General features: G+C 63.2%; 15 protein-coding genes and 1 pseudogene. 8 read left to right on the top strand and 8 right to left on the bottom strand.

Annotation, left to right across the window (positions count from 1 at the left end):
- Window positions 1–59: 59 nt before the first annotated feature.
- The 3 genes from MY55_RS14735 to MY55_RS14725 all read left to right on the top strand — a co-directional run bounded on the left by MY55_RS14735 (window position 60) and on the right by MY55_RS14725 (window position 3,503).
- Window positions 60–482 (top strand): ExbD/TolR family protein, encoded by a 423-nt coding sequence (locus tag MY55_RS14735; protein ID WP_065202612.1) that lies wholly within the window; start codon window positions 60–62, stop codon window positions 480–482.
- Between the two features lie 73 nt (window positions 483–555).
- Window positions 556–2,559 (top strand): M13 family metallopeptidase, encoded by a 2,004-nt coding sequence (locus tag MY55_RS14730; protein ID WP_047238679.1) that lies wholly within the window; start codon window positions 556–558, stop codon window positions 2,557–2,559.
- Between the two features lie 248 nt (window positions 2,560–2,807).
- A complete protein-coding gene (locus MY55_RS14725) occupies window positions 2,808–3,503 on the top strand; it encodes an endonuclease (RefSeq protein ID WP_244270687.1) in 696 nt (231 codons plus the stop codon).
- Between the two features lie 72 nt (window positions 3,504–3,575).
- Here the strand turns inward: MY55_RS14725 and MY55_RS14720 are convergent, their stop codons facing one another.
- From MY55_RS14720 to dinG, 3 genes and pseudogenes are all read right to left on the bottom strand, one after another.
- Window positions 3,576–4,760, bottom strand: a complete 1,185-nt coding sequence (locus tag MY55_RS14720) for a porin (protein WP_065202611.1) — start codon at window positions 4,758–4,760, stop codon at window positions 3,576–3,578.
- Between the two features lie 200 nt (window positions 4,761–4,960).
- Window positions 4,961–5,248 (bottom strand): annotated as a pseudogene (locus tag MY55_RS14715) (DUF3579 domain-containing protein); the annotation flags it as partial.
- Window positions 5,249–5,365: 117 nt separating this feature from the next.
- Window positions 5,366–7,489 (bottom strand): ATP-dependent DNA helicase DinG, encoded by a 2,124-nt coding sequence (dinG, locus tag MY55_RS14710; RefSeq protein ID WP_047237532.1) that lies wholly within the window; start codon window positions 7,487–7,489, stop codon window positions 5,366–5,368.
- 156 nt (window positions 7,490–7,645) lie between these two features.
- Here dinG and MY55_RS14705 point away from each other — a divergent pair, with 156 nt between their 5' ends.
- From MY55_RS14705 to MY55_RS14685, 5 genes are all read left to right on the top strand, one after another.
- Window positions 7,646–9,604 (top strand): aminotransferase class I/II-fold pyridoxal phosphate-dependent enzyme, encoded by a 1,959-nt coding sequence (locus tag MY55_RS14705; RefSeq protein WP_065202610.1) that lies wholly within the window; start codon window positions 7,646–7,648, stop codon window positions 9,602–9,604.
- A 193-nt stretch (window positions 9,605–9,797) separates the two neighbouring features.
- Window positions 9,798–10,721 (top strand): ornithine carbamoyltransferase, encoded by a 924-nt coding sequence (gene argF / locus MY55_RS14700; protein ID WP_065202609.1) that lies wholly within the window; start codon window positions 9,798–9,800, stop codon window positions 10,719–10,721.
- Between the two features lie 47 nt (window positions 10,722–10,768).
- On the top strand, window positions 10,769–11,995 hold the full coding sequence (locus MY55_RS14695) for an argininosuccinate synthase (protein WP_043573173.1): 1,227 nt from the start codon (window positions 10,769–10,771) through the stop codon (window positions 11,993–11,995).
- 82 nt (window positions 11,996–12,077) lie between these two features.
- Window positions 12,078–12,989 (top strand): DMT family transporter, encoded by a 912-nt coding sequence (locus tag MY55_RS14690; RefSeq protein WP_065202608.1) that lies wholly within the window; start codon window positions 12,078–12,080, stop codon window positions 12,987–12,989.
- Between the two features lie 4 nt (window positions 12,990–12,993).
- Window positions 12,994–13,197: a DUF2788 domain-containing protein gene (locus tag MY55_RS14685; protein ID WP_043573169.1), complete on the top strand. Its 204-nt coding sequence runs from the start codon at window positions 12,994–12,996 to the stop codon at window positions 13,195–13,197.
- A gap of 64 nt (window positions 13,198–13,261) precedes the next feature.
- Here the strand turns inward: MY55_RS14685 and MY55_RS14680 are convergent, their stop codons facing one another.
- From MY55_RS14680 to MY55_RS14655, 5 genes are all read right to left on the bottom strand, one after another.
- Complete coding sequence (locus MY55_RS14680) at window positions 13,262–13,786, bottom strand: DUF1993 domain-containing protein (protein WP_043573165.1); 525 nt, start codon at window positions 13,784–13,786, stop codon at window positions 13,262–13,264.
- Window positions 13,787–13,861: 75 nt separating this feature from the next.
- Entirely contained in the window at window positions 13,862–14,758 is an 897-nt protein-coding gene (locus MY55_RS14675; RefSeq protein WP_065202607.1) for an alkaline phosphatase family protein, read from the bottom strand.
- Window positions 14,758–15,186 carry a hypothetical protein gene (locus MY55_RS14670; RefSeq protein WP_065202606.1) on the bottom strand — a complete coding sequence of 143 codons (429 nt, stop codon included), beginning with the start codon at window positions 15,184–15,186 and terminating at the stop codon, window positions 14,758–14,760. Before MY55_RS14670 ends, MY55_RS14675 begins: the two co-directional genes overlap by 1 nt.
- Window positions 15,183–16,034: a class I SAM-dependent methyltransferase gene (locus MY55_RS23590; protein ID WP_157889329.1), complete on the bottom strand. Its 852-nt coding sequence runs from the start codon at window positions 16,032–16,034 to the stop codon at window positions 15,183–15,185. The genes MY55_RS14670 and MY55_RS23590 overlap by 4 nt, the downstream gene beginning before the upstream one ends.
- A 408-nt stretch (window positions 16,035–16,442) precedes the next feature.
- Entirely contained in the window at window positions 16,443–16,688 is a 246-nt protein-coding gene (locus tag MY55_RS14655; RefSeq protein ID WP_043580020.1) for a hypothetical protein, read from the bottom strand.
- Between the last annotated feature and the right edge of the window lie 60 nt (window positions 16,689–16,748).

Below are 16,748 nucleotides of genomic sequence, written 5' to 3'. Positions count from 1 at the left end.
TGGGATCGTGAAGATCGCGTTCATCACCGAGCCTCCGGCGCGGAACTAGGAGAAAAGACATGGCGATGAATGTAGGGTCGTCGGGAGAAGACGATCTGATGATGGAAATCAACACCACGCCGTTGATCGACGTGATGTTGGTGATGCTGATCATGCTGATCATCACGATACCGATCCAGACGCACGCGGTGAAGCTGGACATGCCGGTGAACACGCCGTCGAAGCCGCTGGAGAAGCCGGTGGTGGTGCAGATCGACATAGCGCCGGACAATTCGGTGCTGTGGAACGGCGAGAAGCTGGCGGGTCGGGAGCAGCTGGAGGCGAAGCTGACGGCGGCGGGGAAGGCGAGTCCACAGCCGGAGCTGCACATCAAGCCGAACAAGGACGCGAGCTACGAGCCGGTGGCGATGGTGCTGGCGGAGTCGCAGCGTCTGGGTTTGACGAAGCTGGGCATCGTCGGATCGGAACAGTTCGTCAAGTAAGCCGTCATCTGTTCGTGTGGAAAGGCAGCCTTCGGGCTGCCTTTCTTTATCACGGTGGACAAGGAGGAGAAGAATGAAATTGAAACTGATGGTGCTGGCGCTGGTCATGGCCGGCCAGGCCTGGGCGCACGAGCTTTCCGGCATCGACACCAAGAATTTCAATCCGGATGTGCGTCCGCAGGACGATATCTATCTGGCGGTGAATGGCAAGTGGCTGGATACCCATGAAATTCCGGCGGCGGAGTCCTGGGAGGGCGCGTTCAAGGAGTTGCGCGACCTGAGCGAGGAGCGCAGCCGCAGCCTGATCGAGACGGCATCGGCCGCGAGCGGCGCGGCGGGGAATGCGCAGAAGATCGGCGCGCTCTATTCCAGCTTCATGGATGAGGCCGCGGCGGAGAAAAAGGGCCTGCAGCCGATAGAGGCGGACCTGCAGGCCATTACCTTGTTGTCCAGTCGGAACGAGCTGTTGCGGCTGCTCGGCGCCGGGCAGGCAGGCAACGCGCGTTTGCCGTTGGCTTTTGAGGTCGGCATAGACGCCAAGGATGCCAAGTCCTACCTGCCGGAGCTGTACCAGAGCGGCTTGTTGATGCCGGACCGCGATTATTATCTGGGCAAGGATCCGCGTTTCGCCAAGGCGCGCGCCGCCTTCCTGGTCTATCTGCAGCAGTTGTTCAAGCAGGCGGGTTACGCGCAGCCGGCCAAGCGCGCGGCCAGGGTATTGGCGCTGGAGACGCAGCTGGCACAGCTGCAACGCAGCCGGGTGGATAACCGCGATCCGCAAAAACGCTACAACAAGATGACGGTCGCCCAGTTGGCGAAGCTGGCGCCCAAGCTTGACTGGCATGGCTTCTTCGCCGAGGCCGGGGCGGCCGATCTGGCGGTGCTTAACGTCAATCAGCCGGAGTATGTGAGCGGCTTGGCGCAATTGCTGCGGAAGCAGCCGCTGCTCAATTGGCAGGACTACCTGATCGCCCATACGCTGGATGGCTATGCGCCCTATCTGAACAAGGCGCTGGTGGATGCGCGGTTCGACTTCTACGGCAAGGCCTTGTCCGGCACGCTGGAGCAGCGCCCGCGCTGGAAGCGCGGCGTGCAGCTGGTGGAGTCGTCGCTGGGAGAGGCGCTGGGCGAGCAGTATGTCGCCAAGTATTTCCCGGCCGAGCACAAGCAGAAAATGCAGGAGCTGGTGGCCAATCTGATGCAGGCGTACCGGCAAAGCATAGACGGCTTGAGCTGGATGAGTCCGGCGACCAAGCAGGCGGCCCAGGTCAAACTGTCTAAGTACATGCTGAAGATCGCTTACCCGGATCATTGGCGCGATTACTCCGGCCTGCAGTTGCAAGCCGGGGACCTGGTGGGCAACGTCAAGCGCGCCAATCGCTTCGAATACCAGTGGCAGCTGTCGCATCTTGGCAAGCCGGTTGACCGGACCGAGTGGGGCATGACGCCGCAAACGGTGAATGCCTATTACAATCCGAGCCAGAACGAAATCGTGTTTCCCGCCGCCATTCTGCAGCCGCCGTTCTTCAATGCGCAGGCGGATGACGCCGCCAATTACGGCGGCATCGGCGCGGTGATCGGGCACGAAATCAGCCATGGCTTCGACGATCAGGGCAGCCAGTACGATGCCGACGGCAACCTGCGCGATTGGTGGACCGCGGAAGACAAGGCGCGCTTCCATGAACTGACCAACAAGCTGGTGGCGCAATACGAGGCCTACGAACCGCTGCCTGGCAAGCACATCAACGGCAAGCTGACGCTGGGCGAGAACATCGCCGACAACGTTGGTTTGCAGATCGCTTACAAGGCTTATCAGCTGTCGCTGGGCGGCAAGCCGGCGCCGGTGATCGACGGCATGACCGGCGATCAGCGCTTCTTCTACGGCTTCGCACAGGTTTGGCGCGGCAAGGTGCGGGACGAAGCGCTGTTGTCGCGCCTGGTGTCCGATCCGCACTCGCCGGAAGCGTTCCGCGCCATCGGGGCGACCTCGAACAGCGATGCGTTCCAGAAGGCTTTCGAAGTGAAGCCGGGCGACAAGATGTTCAAGCCGGAAGATCAGCGCATCCGCATCTGGTAAGCGTTTGCCTTCTGCTTATTCCAGCCCGCGGCGCGAGTCGCGGGCTGTTTATTTTGGCAATAATATTGCTGTAATTGGTTCGGATGCTTACACTTCGGGCCATGCGTATATCGGTATGGATAGTTTTAAGCGCGCTGCTCGCGGCGTGTGATTCGCGGCAGGTGGAGTCGGTAGCCAAATCAGGAGAAGTGCGGCAGCTTGCGGCCTTGGGTCAGGCTTTGCTGACTAGCTCCAAGGGGGAGCACGCTTTGCCTGATGCGCCAGCTGTTGAGGCGGCGCCTCTGGTGCGCGGCGGCAAGGAGGTTGGCCATCGTGATTTTCCCGCTGCCAAGCGCATCCTGCCCAGGGTGTATGCCGGCATGGAGGTGGACTTCTACTGCGGTTGCCGCTATCAAGGCAAGGCGGTGGATTGGGCCTCCTGCGGTTATCAGCCGCGCAAGTCGGAAAGCCGCGCCAGCCGCATAGAGTGGGAGCATGTGGTGCCGGCCTGGGTATTGGGGCATCAACGTCAGTGCTGGCAGAAAGGCGGCCGCAAAGCTTGCGGCGATACGGACCCCCTGTTTCAGATGGCGGAGGGCGATCTGAACAATCTGGTGCCGGCGGTGGGAGAGGTCAACGGTGATCGCGCCAATTTCTCCTACGGCGCCTGGGAAATCCATCCGCGCCCCATTTACGGCCAGTGCCAGTCGCTAGTGGACTTCAAGCAGAAGCGTTTCCAGCCGCGGGAGGAAGTTCGCGGTTCAGCCGCGCGGATCACGCTGTATATGCACCAGCGCTATGGCCTGCGCATCAGTCAGCAGGACAAGCAGCTGATGTGCGCCTGGGCGCGCAAGTATCCGGTGGATGAATGGGAGCGGCAGCGCAATCGCCGCATCATCCAGTGGCAGGGAGAAGGGAATTTCCTGGTGTCGCAGCCAGGGGAGTTGGATAGAGTCTGCAACTGACCTGCAGCGGTAGGGGAAGAAAAACGCCACGGCATGCCGTGGCGTTTTTGATGGCGACCGGGAGGCGGACGCTTAGAATGCTACCTTCATGCCGATGCCGAAAGCTTGCGGGCTATTGCCTGCGGTCAGGCCGGCAGAGGAAGTGCCGAGGTTGTTGTCGTAGACCGGATTGTTGGCAAAGTTGGCCTTGGACTGGGCGTTGTTAGTGATTTTGGTGGCGTAGGCCAGCAGTTGGGTGGACTTGGACAGGTTATAGGTGCCGCCCAGGATCCATTGCTTGGCCTTGAAGTCGTCGCCGTTAACGCCGGCGCCGACATTCTTCAGCGTGCCGAGTTGGCCGTAGGACAGCTTGATCGAAGCGGCGCCGAAGTCTTGGCCCAGCGCGATCAGCCAGTCATCCTGCTTCACTTGGCCGCCGCCGATCTGATCGAAGTTGCCCCATTCGTAGTTGCCGCCGATGAAGGTGCCGAAATCGAATTTGTAGCTGGCTGCGATGCTGTAGAAGGAAACGTTCTTGCCAGCGTTCAGGGCGAGTACCGCCGGGTCGTTGGTCGGGGAGGTGTTGTAGCCGTTGCTATTGTTTTTTACCGCCATGTCATACTGCTTATCCCAAGCAGTGGCCAAATTCAGGCCGCCCCAGTTGTAGCCCAGGCCCAGCGAGATGCGTTTGGAGTCGTTGCCGGCAACGCGGGCTTCATCCACGCCCCAGGAGCCGCCCAGCGTGAAGCCGGCCCATTTCGGGGAGAACCAGTGGACCGAGTTGGCCAGACGGGCTTCGCCGCGGCTGTTGACCGAGCTGGAGCCGAAGTTGTCGGCGGTGGTATTGACCATCAGGTCGGTGCCCAGCGCGCTGTTGCTGCTGCCGGTGAACACCTTGTAGGCGGAGTCGTTCTGACCCAGCAGCACCTTGCCGAAGTCGGCGTTGTCGATGCCGATGAAGGTGTTGCGGGTGCCGAAGGACGCGGTTTGGCCCTTGTCGTTGGTGCCGCCGTTCTCAAAGTTGCGCAGGCTGCTTTCCACTTGCCAGATGGCCTTGGTGCCGCCGCCCAGATCTTCCCAGCCCTTGAAGCCGATGCGGGAGTTTTGATCGCTCACGCGGGTGCGGGAAGTGTAATCCTTGGCGCTGTTGCCGTTGCCGGTGGCTTTGGCGGATTCGATGCCGGCGCTGATGAAACCGTAGATGGTGACGTCGGCGTGGGCGGCCACCGGGAGGATGAACAAAGATGCAACCAAGGCTGCCAGATTCTTCTTCTGCATGAGGATACTCCAAGTCAAGTCTGAGGTTCTGTGGTGAAGCGGTGAAGTCTTCGTGTCTGCTTAACAACTATCGCACGACTGCTTCACAACTTTGTCTGAGTTTAACCACAGAATATGACGGGAGTGTTTCCAAACTGGCAAAAGGAGTGGTGGAAAAACGACGCCTGTTGCAATTATGCCGAAAATTTGTTCGGGTAGACTTCGTCAATTAGTGTCCGACAATCGACCACGCGCAAGTCATTGTCCTTGGCGAAGTCCATCAGGAACTGGTAGATCTGCGGATGCACTTTTTCCAGCTTTTTGTCGACTGCCACGCAACGCACGCCTTCCAGCAGCATCGGGCGAACATAGGCGTGGTAGGACAGGCGCTGGTTGGTGTCGAAGGAGGCCAGGATGCCGGCTAGGCGTTCCGCCCAGTCGCTGGGGCGGAAAGTGCGGCCCTCGGAGGTGAGGCCCTGGATGACGATTTCGTATGGATTGCAGATCATGGCGGTGGAACCAGTGTGTGTGCTTTTGGTGTAGCCTGTTTTGTTGCAGCTGCTAAGGCGTTTTTTGTCGGCCGGCGATTTTTACTTATGCGAAAGTTTCGTGATCATACCTGAAAATCATATGCGCTTGAATGGCGGCAGCGAGGCCAGCAGTTTTTTGCCGTAGCTTTGCCGTGTCAGGCGGTTGTCCAGGATGGTGACGCGGCCATAGTCGCGCTCGGTGCGGATCAGCCGGCCCACCGCCTGCACTAGTTTGATCGACGCCTCCGGCACCGTCAGTTCGATGAAGGGGTTGCCGCCGCGTTTCTCGATCCAGCGCGACAGGGTCTTGCCCACTGGGTCATCCGGCATCGCGAACGGCAGCTTGGCGATGATCACGTGCACGCAGCTTTCGCCTGGCAGGTCCAGCCCTTCCGAAAATGAATCCAGGCCGAAAATCACGCTGGATTGCTGCTCTTCCAGCCGCTTGTGGTGGGTGTCCAGCAGGGTGCGCTTGGGGATTTCGCCCTGCACCAGCAGGCGATCGCGCAGCTCGGCTGGCAGCCCGGCGGCCACTTCCTGCATCTGTTTGCGCGAAGAAAACAGCACCAGGGTGCCGACCGCCTGGGCCGGGTCGATCAGCTTGGGCAGCCATTCGATGATCTCGCGGGTGTGGCCGCCCGGGTCTTTCGGGCTGGCCTGCAGCGGCGGCAGGTACAGTTCGCCCTGCTCATCGAAGTTGAACGGCGAATCCAGGGCCAGGCAGCTGACCTTGGGCAGCCATTTCAGGCCGGTTTGCGACAGCAGCAGCTCGAAATCGCCCAGCGAGCGCAGCGTGGCGGAGGTGAGCACGGCGCCGCAGGCGCGGCGCCACAGCGTGGCGGCCAGGCTGGCGGCGGCGCTCACCGGAGAGGCCGAGAACAGGTAGTCGCCCTTGCCTTCGGCGCGGCGGGTGATCCATTTGGCGATCGGCGGCGCGTTTTCGGCGGTTTCGGTATCGAACAAATCCCATACCGCCATCAGCTGTTCCGCGCGGCCGATCAGGAAGCCCAGCTCGGTGGCGGTCTTGTCCAGGTCGCCGTCGCCATTCTTGTCCTTGCGGGTTTCCGACAGCGCGTTGCCCATGTCGTCCAGCTGTTTGGACAGCGAGCGGGCGGAAACGGCCATATTGGCGGCGGGCGTTTTGAGCCGTTCCGGCAGGATGCCGTCTTCTATCAGCCAGGAGGGCTCCAGATTGTCGCTGCTGGCGGCCAGCGCGTCCTCGCCCTCCAGCAGCCACAGCCATTCGGTGAGGGTTTCCACGCAGGCGGCGGCGGAGTCTATCGCCTGGCTGGCCAGCTCGGCCTTGCCGGTGTGCGCTTCGGCGTGGACCACCACGGCGGCCACTTTGTCCAGCCAGCCCAGCGCCTGCGCCAGCGAATGCTCGGCGGCGAACTGGTTGATCGCCTTTTTGGCCAGATGGTGCGCCTCGTCTATGCAGTAGAAGCTTTCTTCCGGCGCCGGCAGGATCACGCCGCCGCCCATGGAGACATCGGCCAGCATCAGGTCGTGGTTGGCCACCACCACGTCGACGTTTTCCAGCGTGTCGCGCGCCAGGTAGAACGGGCACTCGGCGCGGTTCGGACAGGCGGTTTTCAGACAGCCGTGGCGATCATTGGTGACGCGCGACCACAAGCCGTCCTCGATCACGGTGTCCCAGTTGTCGCGGTCGCCATCCCATTTGCGGTAGTGGAAGGCGTCGGCCATCGCCGACAGCGCGTCCAGTTCGGCTTGTTCGGGCTTGTGGTCCCACAGCGCCATCATCGGATCGGGCTGCAGCAGGCTTTGCTGCGCGTGCTGGGCGGTGAGCCCGTACAAACGGTACGGGCACAGGTAGCGGCCGCGGCCTTTGGCCAGCGCGAAGCTCAGCGGCAGGCCGCTGTTTTCCACCACGAAGGGCAGGTCGCGGTTGACCAGTTGCTCCTGCAGCGCCACGGTGGCGCTGGTGACCACCAGTTTCTTGCCGCGCGCGCGCGCCATCACGCCGCCGGCCAGCAGATAGGCCAGGCTTTTCCCGACGCCGGTCGGGCCTTCGATCACGGCGATGCTTTCGCCTTCGCGCTGCGGCCACTCGTCGTCCACCTTCTCCTGGGCGCGGGAGAGGGTGTTGGCGATTTCGGCCAGCATCCGCCGCTGCGAGGCGCGCGGGCGGAAGCCCGGCAGGTTGTCGGAGAGGGTACGGTAGTGGTCGCGAATCGCGTCTTTTTCGGCATCGGTCAGCATGGCGCAATTGTATCGCATGCGGCCTTTGTGCGCCTGCATAATGACGGCGACGGCAAGATGTGGATAGGATAGGCGGAACAACAGAAAAACAAGCAGCGGCGCGCGCGGCCCGGACAGACAAAAACAACGCGCGGCAACACAACTGGAGAAACCATCATGAAACCCGTCAGCCGCGTTCTCGTGGTCAGCGATGATGTGACATGGCAAGCCGAAGTGCTGGCCGGACTTGGGGCTGCAGCGGTGCGGCTGGAAAATCCGTTCGGCCTGACCTTCGTCGCCGCGGCGACCAGCGCCGAAACCATGGACCTCATCGCGCGCGACGGCGAAACGCAAGTCGTGCTGGTCGACCGCCAATTGAAAGGCGCCGGCGCGAACCAGGCGGCGGCCCAGCTGGCCAACCGCATCAGCGCGTTCCGGCCGGAGGTCTCGCTTTACGTGTTTCTGCAGGACGATGACGAGCGGGCGCTGGTGGAAGAGCTGGCCAGCCACGCGGTGGACGGCTATTTCTACCGCGACGAGGCCGATTTCAACGGCTGGTTCCGCATTCTGGCGGCCGAGCTGGCGGAAAAGTCGGCCACGCCGTTTTACGACAAGCTCAAGCAGTACGTGCGGATGGCCAAGGACTCCTGGCATACCCCGGGCCATTCCGGCGGCGACTCGCTGAAGGGCAGCCCCTGGGTAGGGGATTTCCACGATTTCGTCGGCGAGCACCTGCTGCGCGCCGACCTGTCGGTGTCGGTGCCGATGCTGGATTCGCTGCTGCACCCGACCGGGGTGATCGCGGAGTCGCAGATGCTGGCGGCCAAGGCTTTCGGCGCGAAGAAGACCTATTTCGCCACCAACGGCACCTCGACATCCAACAAGGTGATCTTCCAGACGCTGCTGGCACCGGGCGACAAGCTGCTGCTGGACCGCAACTGTCACAAATCGGTCCATCACGGCGTGATCCTTTCCGGCGCGCTGCCGGTGTATCTGGATTCGTCGATCAATCGCCAGTACGGCATTTTCGGGCCGGTGCCGAAGACCACCATCTTCGAGGCGATAGATGCCAATCCGGACGCGCGGGTGCTGATCCTCACCTCCTGCACCTACGACGGCCTGCGCTACGACCTGAAGCCCATCATCGAGGCCGCGCACGAGAAGGGCATCAAGGTGATCGTCGACGAGGCCTGGTACGGCTTCGCCCGCTTCCACCCGGCCTTCCGTCCGACGGCGCTGGAGTCCGGCGCCGATTACGTCACCCAGAGCACCCACAAGATCCTGTCCGCGTTCTCGCAGGCCAGCATGATCCACGTCAACGATCCCGGTTTCGACGCGCATCTGTTCCGCGAAAACTTCAACATGCACGCGTCCACCAGTCCGCAGTACAACTTGATCGCCAGCCTGGACGTGGCGCGCAAGCAGGCGGTGATGGAAGGCTACCGCCTGCTGGACCGCACCTTGAAGCTGGCGCAGGAATTGCGCGAGAAGATCAACTCCACCGGCGTGTTCCGCGTACTGGAGCTGGCCGACTTGCTGCCGGAGGAGGTGAGGGAAGACGGCATCCAGCTCGACCCCACCAAGCTGACGGTGGACTTCACCCGTTCCGGCTTCACCGCCGACGAACTGCAGCAGGCCTTGTTCGAGCGTTACAACGTCCAGGTGGAGAAGTCGACGTTCAGCACCATCACGCTGCTGCTGACCATAGGCACCACCCGCAGCAAGCTGTCGCGGCTGTACGACGCGATGCTGCGGCTGGCGAAGGAAAACCGTCCGGCGCGCGCGCTGGGGCGGATGCCGGAGATCCCGCATTTCAGCCGATTGGCCTGCCTGCCGCGCGACGCCTTCTACGAGGCCGGCGAACGGTTGCCGCTGCTGGACGACGATGGCCGTCCCAATGCCGAGCTGTGCGGCCGCGTGTGTTGCGACCAGATCGTGCCTTATCCTCCCGGCATTCCGGTGCTGGTGCCGGGGCAGCTGATAGACGACACCATCTTGTCGTATTTGGCGCGGCTGCAAAAAACACAGAAAACCATAGAAATGCATGGTTTGGCTGAGGATGGCGGCGAATTTTACGTGCGCGTGCTGCGTCCGGCCGAGTTGGCGGAATTGCCGGGACGAGGATTGTTCAATTGAATGCTTGTCAGGCAGGGTGATTTCCGATAAATATAACAAATGTCGCATTTCTGTAAATCATGACTTTGTCCTGTCTGGGGTGCGGCGTTTGTTAAAGTGACTTGAGACCAGCGTGTAGTAATGTGCCGTTGCGCATGAAATCACCTCTCGGTGTTGCACGCGCAGCGGCCTCTTTTTTTCCGATTGGAGCATCATGAAGTCCGTAAGGCATTACCTGCAGTTCAGCGACCTGACTCCCGACGAGTACCACCATCTCTTCGAGCGAACCAAGGTTCTGAAGCGACGACAAGGCGCCGGCGAGTTGCACCGGCCGCTGGTCGGCAAGGTGATGTCCATGGTGTTCGAAAAGCACTCCACCCGCACCCGCGCGTCGTTCGAGGCCGGCATGGCCCAGTTGGGCGGGCATGCGATGTTTCTGGACACCAAGAGCTCGCAGATGGGCCGCGGCGAGCCGGTGGAGGACACCGCGAGAGTGTTGTCGCGGATGAGCGACATCATCATGATCCGCACCTTCGAGCAGCGCCAGGTCGAACGGCTGGCGGCGCATTCCCGCGTGCCGGTGATCAACGGCCTGACCAATGAATACCATCCGTGCCAGATTCTGGCCGACATCTTCACCTATGTGGAGCGGCACGGTTCGATCAAGGGCAAGACCGTGGCCTGGATAGGCGACGGCAACAACGTCTGCCGCACCTGGCTGCAGGCCGCGCGCGTGCTCGGCTTCAAGCTGAAGGTGGCGTCGCCGCTGGGCTACGAGCTGAAGGCGTTGGACGGCCACCATTACGGCTCGGAGCTCCTGGAGCTGACGCAAGACCCGGCACGGGCGGCGAGCGGGGCGGACATCGTCACCACCGACGTGTTCACCAGCATGGGTTACGAGGCCGAGCAGGCGGCGCGGCGCGAGGCTTTCGCCGGCTACCAGGTGACGGCTGAGCTGATGAAGCACGCCAAGCCCGACGCGCTGTTCATGCACTGCCTGCCCGCGCATCGCGGCGAGGAGGTGGCGGCCGAGGTGATAGACGGCCCGCAAAGCGTGGTATGGGACGAAGCCGAAAACCGCATGCACGCGCAAAAGGCCCTGATCGAATTTCTGTTGCTGGGGCACCGCGAGGACTGAGTCCCGCCCGGCAATCGACAAGCAAACAATACGTGGGAAGCAAAGCAATGTCTGACATCAAGAAAGTAGTACTGGCCTATTCCGGCGGCCTGGATACCTCCGTCATCCTCAAGTGGCTGCAGGACGTTTATCAATGCGAAGTGGTGACCTTCACCGCCGACATCGGCCAGGGCGAAGAAGTGGAGCCGGCGCGCCAGAAAGCCGTGTCGCTGGGCATCAAGCCGGAGAACATCTTCATCGAGGATCTGCGCGAGGAGTTCGTCCGCGACTACGTGTTCCCGATGTTCCGCGCCAACACCGTCTATGAAGGCGAATACCTGCTGGGCACCTCCATCGCCCGGCCGCTGATCGCCAAGCGCCAGATCGCGATCGCCAACCAGGTGGGCGCCGACGCGGTGTCGCACGGCGCCACCGGCAAGGGCAACGACCAAGTGCGCTTCGAGCTGGGCTATTACGCGCTCAAGCCCGACGTCAAGGTAATCGCGCCGTGGCGCGAGTGGGACCTGCTGTCGCGCGAGAAGCTGCTGGCTTACGCCGAAGCCCACGGCATCGACATCAGCAAGAAGAAAAACGGCGGCAGCCCGTACTCGATGGACGCCAACTTGCTGCACATCTCCTATGAAGGCACCTCGCTGGAAGACCCGGCGCGCGAGCCGGACGAGGACATGTGGCTGTGGAGCGTCAGCCCGGAAAACGCGCCGGACCAGGCTGAATACGTCGAGCTGGAATACAAGCACGGCGACATCGTCGCCATCAACGGCCAGGCGCTGAGTCCGGCCGCGGTGCTGACTGAGCTGAACCGCCTGGGCAACAAGCACGGCATCGGCCGTCTCGACATCGTCGAAAACCGCTATGTCGGCATGAAGTCGCGCGGCTGCTATGAAACCCCGGGTGGCACCATCATGCTGAAGGCGCACCGCGCGATCGAGTCGATCACGCTGGACCGCGAAGTGGCGCACCTGAAGGACGAGCTGATGCCGAAGTACGCGCAGCTGATCTACACCGGCTACTGGTGGAGCCCGGAGCGCGCGATGCTGCAGCAGATGATAGACGCGTCGCAGGCCACGGTGAACGGATGGGTGCGGCTGAAGCTGTACAAGGGCAATGTGATCGTCGTCGGCCGCGAATCGAAAACCGATTCGCTGTTCGACCCGACCATCGCCACCTTCGACGAAGACGGCGGCGCCTACAACCACGCCGACGCCGCCGGCTTCATCCGCCTGAACGCCTTGCGGATGCGCATCGCCGCCAATGCGCGGAACAAGCGCGGCTGATACAATCGGTTAATACCGTTGACATGGCGGCCCAGGCCGCCATTTTTCGTTCTTTGCGCAATAGATTAGGAGAGGCCGCGCCATGCGGGCAAGCAGTTGGATTCCGTGGGTTTTCGTCGCGTTATGGAGCACCGGCTTCACCGGCGCCAAGTTGGGTTTGCCGTATTGCGGCCCCTTCACCTTCCTCGCCATCCGCATGGCGCTGACGCTATTGTGCTTCGCCGGCCTGATCGCCGCGTTGCGGCCCGCGTGGCCGACCCTGGCGCAGATGCGCAGCCAGTGGGTCAGCGGCGGCATGCTGCACGGCGGTTATCTGGGCTGTCTGTTCGCCGCCATCAAGCTGGGCGTGCCGGCGGGCTTGGCCGCGCTGATCATGGGCCTGCAACCCTTGTTGACCGCTTTGCTGTCCATGGGGCTGGGCGGCCAGCGTTTCCGCGCCGGGCAGTGGCTGGGGATGGCGCTGGGGCTGGCCGGCACGGCGCTGGTGATTCTCGGCAGCAAGGGCGTGTCTTTCGGCGGCGGCGCCGGGGCGGCCTTCGCCGCGGGCGGGCTGTTGCTGATCACCGGCGGCACGCTGTACCAGAAACATCGCGGCGGCGGCGCGCACCCCATCGCCGGGGCTTTTCATCAATACCTGTCGGCTTTCGCCGTGACCGGCCTGCTGGCCTTGCTGTTCGAGCGCGGCCAGAGCGTGGCGTGGAGTGGCCAGTTCGTTTTCGCGCTGGCCTGGAGCGTGTTGATGCTGTCGGTGCTGGCCATCCTGCTGCTGATGCGCATGCTGCGCGATGGCGACGTCGGCAAGGTGGCGGCTTATCTCTACCTGGTGCCTGGCCTCACCGCCATCCAGGCCTGGCTGTTGTTCGACGAGCGCTTGAGCCCATTGGCGATGGGGGGTATCGTACTGGCAGCGGCGGGCGTGGCCCTGGTGTTGCGCGGCGGCCGCTTCCGTCCGGCGGCCCGGCCGGCAGGGCAAATGAAAGCAGACAAGGGTTGAAATCGTGTCCGAAGAGCAATTTACCAATATTTCGCTGGTGGTGTGCCTGACCGGCTTGATCATTTTCATGGGCTTCATCATCTGGGACCTGGGCAAGAAGTCCAAGGCGGGCAAAACCGGCATGTTTGTGTTGTTCCTGGTGCTGGGCTTCGGCGTGTCAGGCTTCGTGTTCAAAAATATCCTGGCCGAATTCCTGCTGCGCAAGTAGGCCTGCAGGCAGTCAAGACAAAGCCCCGGCGCTGGCGTCCGGGGCTTTTTGCCGTTTGCCGCGCTTATTCGGCGAGGCTGGCGGGCGCGCCGCCCAGATAGTCGGGCTTGCCCAGCTCCAGGCCGTTGTGCCGCAAGATGGCGTAGGCGGTGGTCAGGTGGAAATAGAAATTGGGCAGCGCGAAATTGCGCAGATAGCCCAGGCCGCTGAATGTTATCTCTTCTCCCCGCACTTTCAGCGTCACCGCGCGGTCTTCGCTGCCTTCCAGCTGCGCCGGCGTCACGCCGGCCACCAGCGCCAGCGTCTTGGCGATGCGCGCCTGCAAATCGTCGAAGCCGATTTCGTCGTCGGCGTAGCTGGGCACCTCCTGGCCGGCCAGGCGGGCGGCGCAGCCCTTGGCCAGGTCGCAGGCGATCTGCGCCTGGCGCAGCAACGGGAACATGTCCGGCGCCAGCCGGGCTTGCAAAAACACCTGGGGGTCGATATTCCTGGCTTCGGCGTGGGCGGCGGCCTTGGCCAGAATGGCCGACAGGCTGTTGAGGCCGCGCGTCAGCGCGGGAATGGCGGCTTGATGCATGGTGAGGGACATGGCTGATTCCTTGTGGTGGGGAGACGCTGCGTTCGGGCAATGCTGATGGGATGATGTTGCGGCGGCAAGCCGCCGTCAACTGCGCGCGGCGCCGTGAAACACGCCCAGATTGTCGGCAGGCATGCGCGGCTGCTCCGCCAGCCGCGGGCTGATCACGATGAAAGGCACTTGTTTGCGGTTGGCCGGCAGCCCGAGGCTGCAGTCCGCGGCGTGGTATTCGCGCTCGGGCCGGCACCAGCCCTCGGTGCGCAAAGGGTGGTCGGATGTCACGATGACGGAGAAGTCGTCGCCGAAACGGCCGCGCATCTTGTCCAGCAGTTGGCCCAGCACCTGGCTGGCATCGGCCAGATTGGCCAGGTAGTGGCTGCGCAGGTTCTCGCGGGTTTCCATGCTGGGATGGGGCAGGGGCAGGTGCAGGTAGAGCATGCCGCCCTCGCGCCAGAACGGCGCGGCGTAAGCGGCCGCCAGCAGCCTGTCGACGGCGGCGTCGCGCGAGCCGGCGGCGGGCCGGCAGTTCAGCAGCGCCGGGAGGTAGGGCGGGCTGCACAGAAAGGATCGCGCCGGCGGCGGATAAAATACGCCGGCTATCCTGCGGCAATAGCGCAGGCCGCGGATGGCGCAGTACGGGTGCCAGAAACCCACGATGTCGAGGTCGGGCCGGCCGGCGTACAGTTGGCCGAAATCCAGCGAACGGGTGGGCGAGCACAGCCAGCTTGGGCCGCAGGGCGCCACGTTGTCGAAGCGCTTACCGGTGAGCATGGCGGGGATGGCGTTGACAGTATTGGCGCCGGCGGCGGGAACCACGACGCTGGCCCAGCGCAATTGGCGCTCCTGCGCGGCCTTGAGCAGCGGCGCGGTGAACTCGGGTCCGGTTTCGTCCAGCAGAATCGCCAGGGTGTTGCGGCTGGGCGAGGCCAGGGCGTACGGGCTGGCCAGCGAAAACACCGGGTAAGCGCCGGCCTGGTCGCTCATCAGCAGCGCATACGGAGTGAGCGCGAACAGGAGGGCGGCGGCGATGACGACGTGGCCCAGCTGCCGCCAGAACGCGTCGGCCAGCCGCGCCGCCGCCAGCCAACTGGCGGCGCAAAGCAGGAAAATGACCGTCCGGGCGGCAAGGCCGGGGCGGCGGGCAGCAGGCCGCGGACAAACTTGTGAAGCAGGTAGAGAGCGGTGAGCAGCAGCAGCGCGCACAGCAACTGGCGGCCGCGCGCGCCCAGCGCGGCTGCCATGCCGGCGAGCAGGACAGCCGCCAGCGCCGGCAGCAGCAGGTAAGCGGCGGTTTCGGCGACGCTGTAGCCGCCATGGTAGCGCGCTGCGGCCTGCCAGGCCGGCAGCCAGCAGACGGTGGCGCCCAGCGCGATGGCGAGCGCTAGGACCCAGCTGTCGGCGCGGCGGCTCATGCTTGCCGTTTTTCCAGCGCCAGCAGGTGGCGGCCGATGCCGGGCAATTGCTGCTCTCCCAGCAGGCGGAAGCGTTCCAGAAAGGCGGCGCGCTGCAGCGACAGCGGAAATTCGGCGGGATGGCGCTTGCGTTCGCGGCATAGCCGTTCCACCAGCGGATCGTTTTCTTCGATCAGTTCGACGATCAGCCATTTCCGGGTGGAGGCGGCGGCGAATTCGGCGATCTTGCGGTAGGGGATGGAAAGCGAAATCGCCAGGTGGTGAGTCAGCGCCAGCATCAGCGCCAATTCTGTCACCGCGGCCAGGCGCGCGGGCAGGCCGTTGAATTCGGCGCCGCCCCAGCCGCGGCCGCCGTCCAGATCGTCCAGATTGGCCACCAGCGGGTGCAGGCGGGCCTGTCCCGGATGCGTGTCGTAAAGCTGGCCGATGCAGCGGTGGTCGGCGTCCAGCGCGATGACTTCCGCGCCAGCGTCCGGCGCCAGTTGCGAATACTCGCCGGTATTGCAGCCGAAATCCGCCGCCCAGGCCGGTTTGAGCCGGTTCAGCCACTGGCTGACGAAGGCGCGCTTGGCCTCCTGGGCCGTCGGCGGGTAATGGGTATTGTTGGCGGCGTAGTCTATCCAGGCGCTACGGCCGCTCTGGCGCGCGGTAGCCGCCAGAAACCAGTCCAGCAGGCTGTACAGATTGCCGTGGTAGCCGGGCCGCTGCCGCGGCCCAGGGCCAGCGGCCAGAAGCGGGTGGCGAAGATGCGCGTGCCCATCAGCGCGCGGAAGCGCGCGGCGTCCAGCCCGTCGCGGCTGAGCAGGAAGCTGTCGCTGACCGGAAAGTCGCGATAACGGGCGACGCATAGCGGAAACACGAAATGCTGCAGATACTGGCCGAAGGCCCACCAGTGGCGGCTGGCGATGGGCTGGAACGACAGGTGGTCGCAGAAGATCGGCGCGCAGCCTTTGAACAGCACGTTCCAGGCCGAGGTGTCCTTCAGCTCCCAGCCCGATTCCAGCAAGTTGCGGGAGATGTCCAGCGTCAGCCGCGCCGCGTCGCGCAATTGCGGCGCCGACCATTCGTGCGGGTAGCTGACGAAGGGCAGCCGTTCGGAGACGATGCCGGAGCTGCCCAGAAAGTCGAAGTCCAGCAGCATGCCCTGGCCGACCAGCTGCTGCGACAGGGGGCTGTGCAAGTAGTGGCTTGGCTCCAGCGGGGCGTACAGCGAGCGGACGGCGGTGCGTTCCTTCAGTTCCAGGTGGCCTAGCGGGTCACGCATGATCGTCGTCTTTCCTCTTGAAGACTCGGCGCAACAAGCGCTTGAGCGAGGAGACGGGGGCTTTGACGAAAACCAGCAGTCCGCCCAGCAGGGCTAAAGCGCCTTGCCAGGCAAACAGGGTGGAGCTGGGGTCGATGTAGGCGTAGGCGGCAGGGCTGAGGGCAATAAGCATAAAGAAAGTCGCCAATATTCTCATTTTAATAATCCTATTGGGTATTTGAAACTTAATGCTGCTCATTCAGCTTAGCATCTGCCCCCGCCAATGTGTTTGCCAATCTGGAATAGTAATTAATTTCTA

Source organism: Chromobacterium subtsugae (assembly GCF_001676875.1).
In the GTDB taxonomy this organism is placed as follows: domain Bacteria; phylum Pseudomonadota; class Gammaproteobacteria; order Burkholderiales; family Chromobacteriaceae; genus Chromobacterium; species Chromobacterium subtsugae.
The sequence above is the reverse complement of the archived record's forward strand: the minus strand, read 5'-3'. Positions and strand labels throughout refer to the sequence as shown.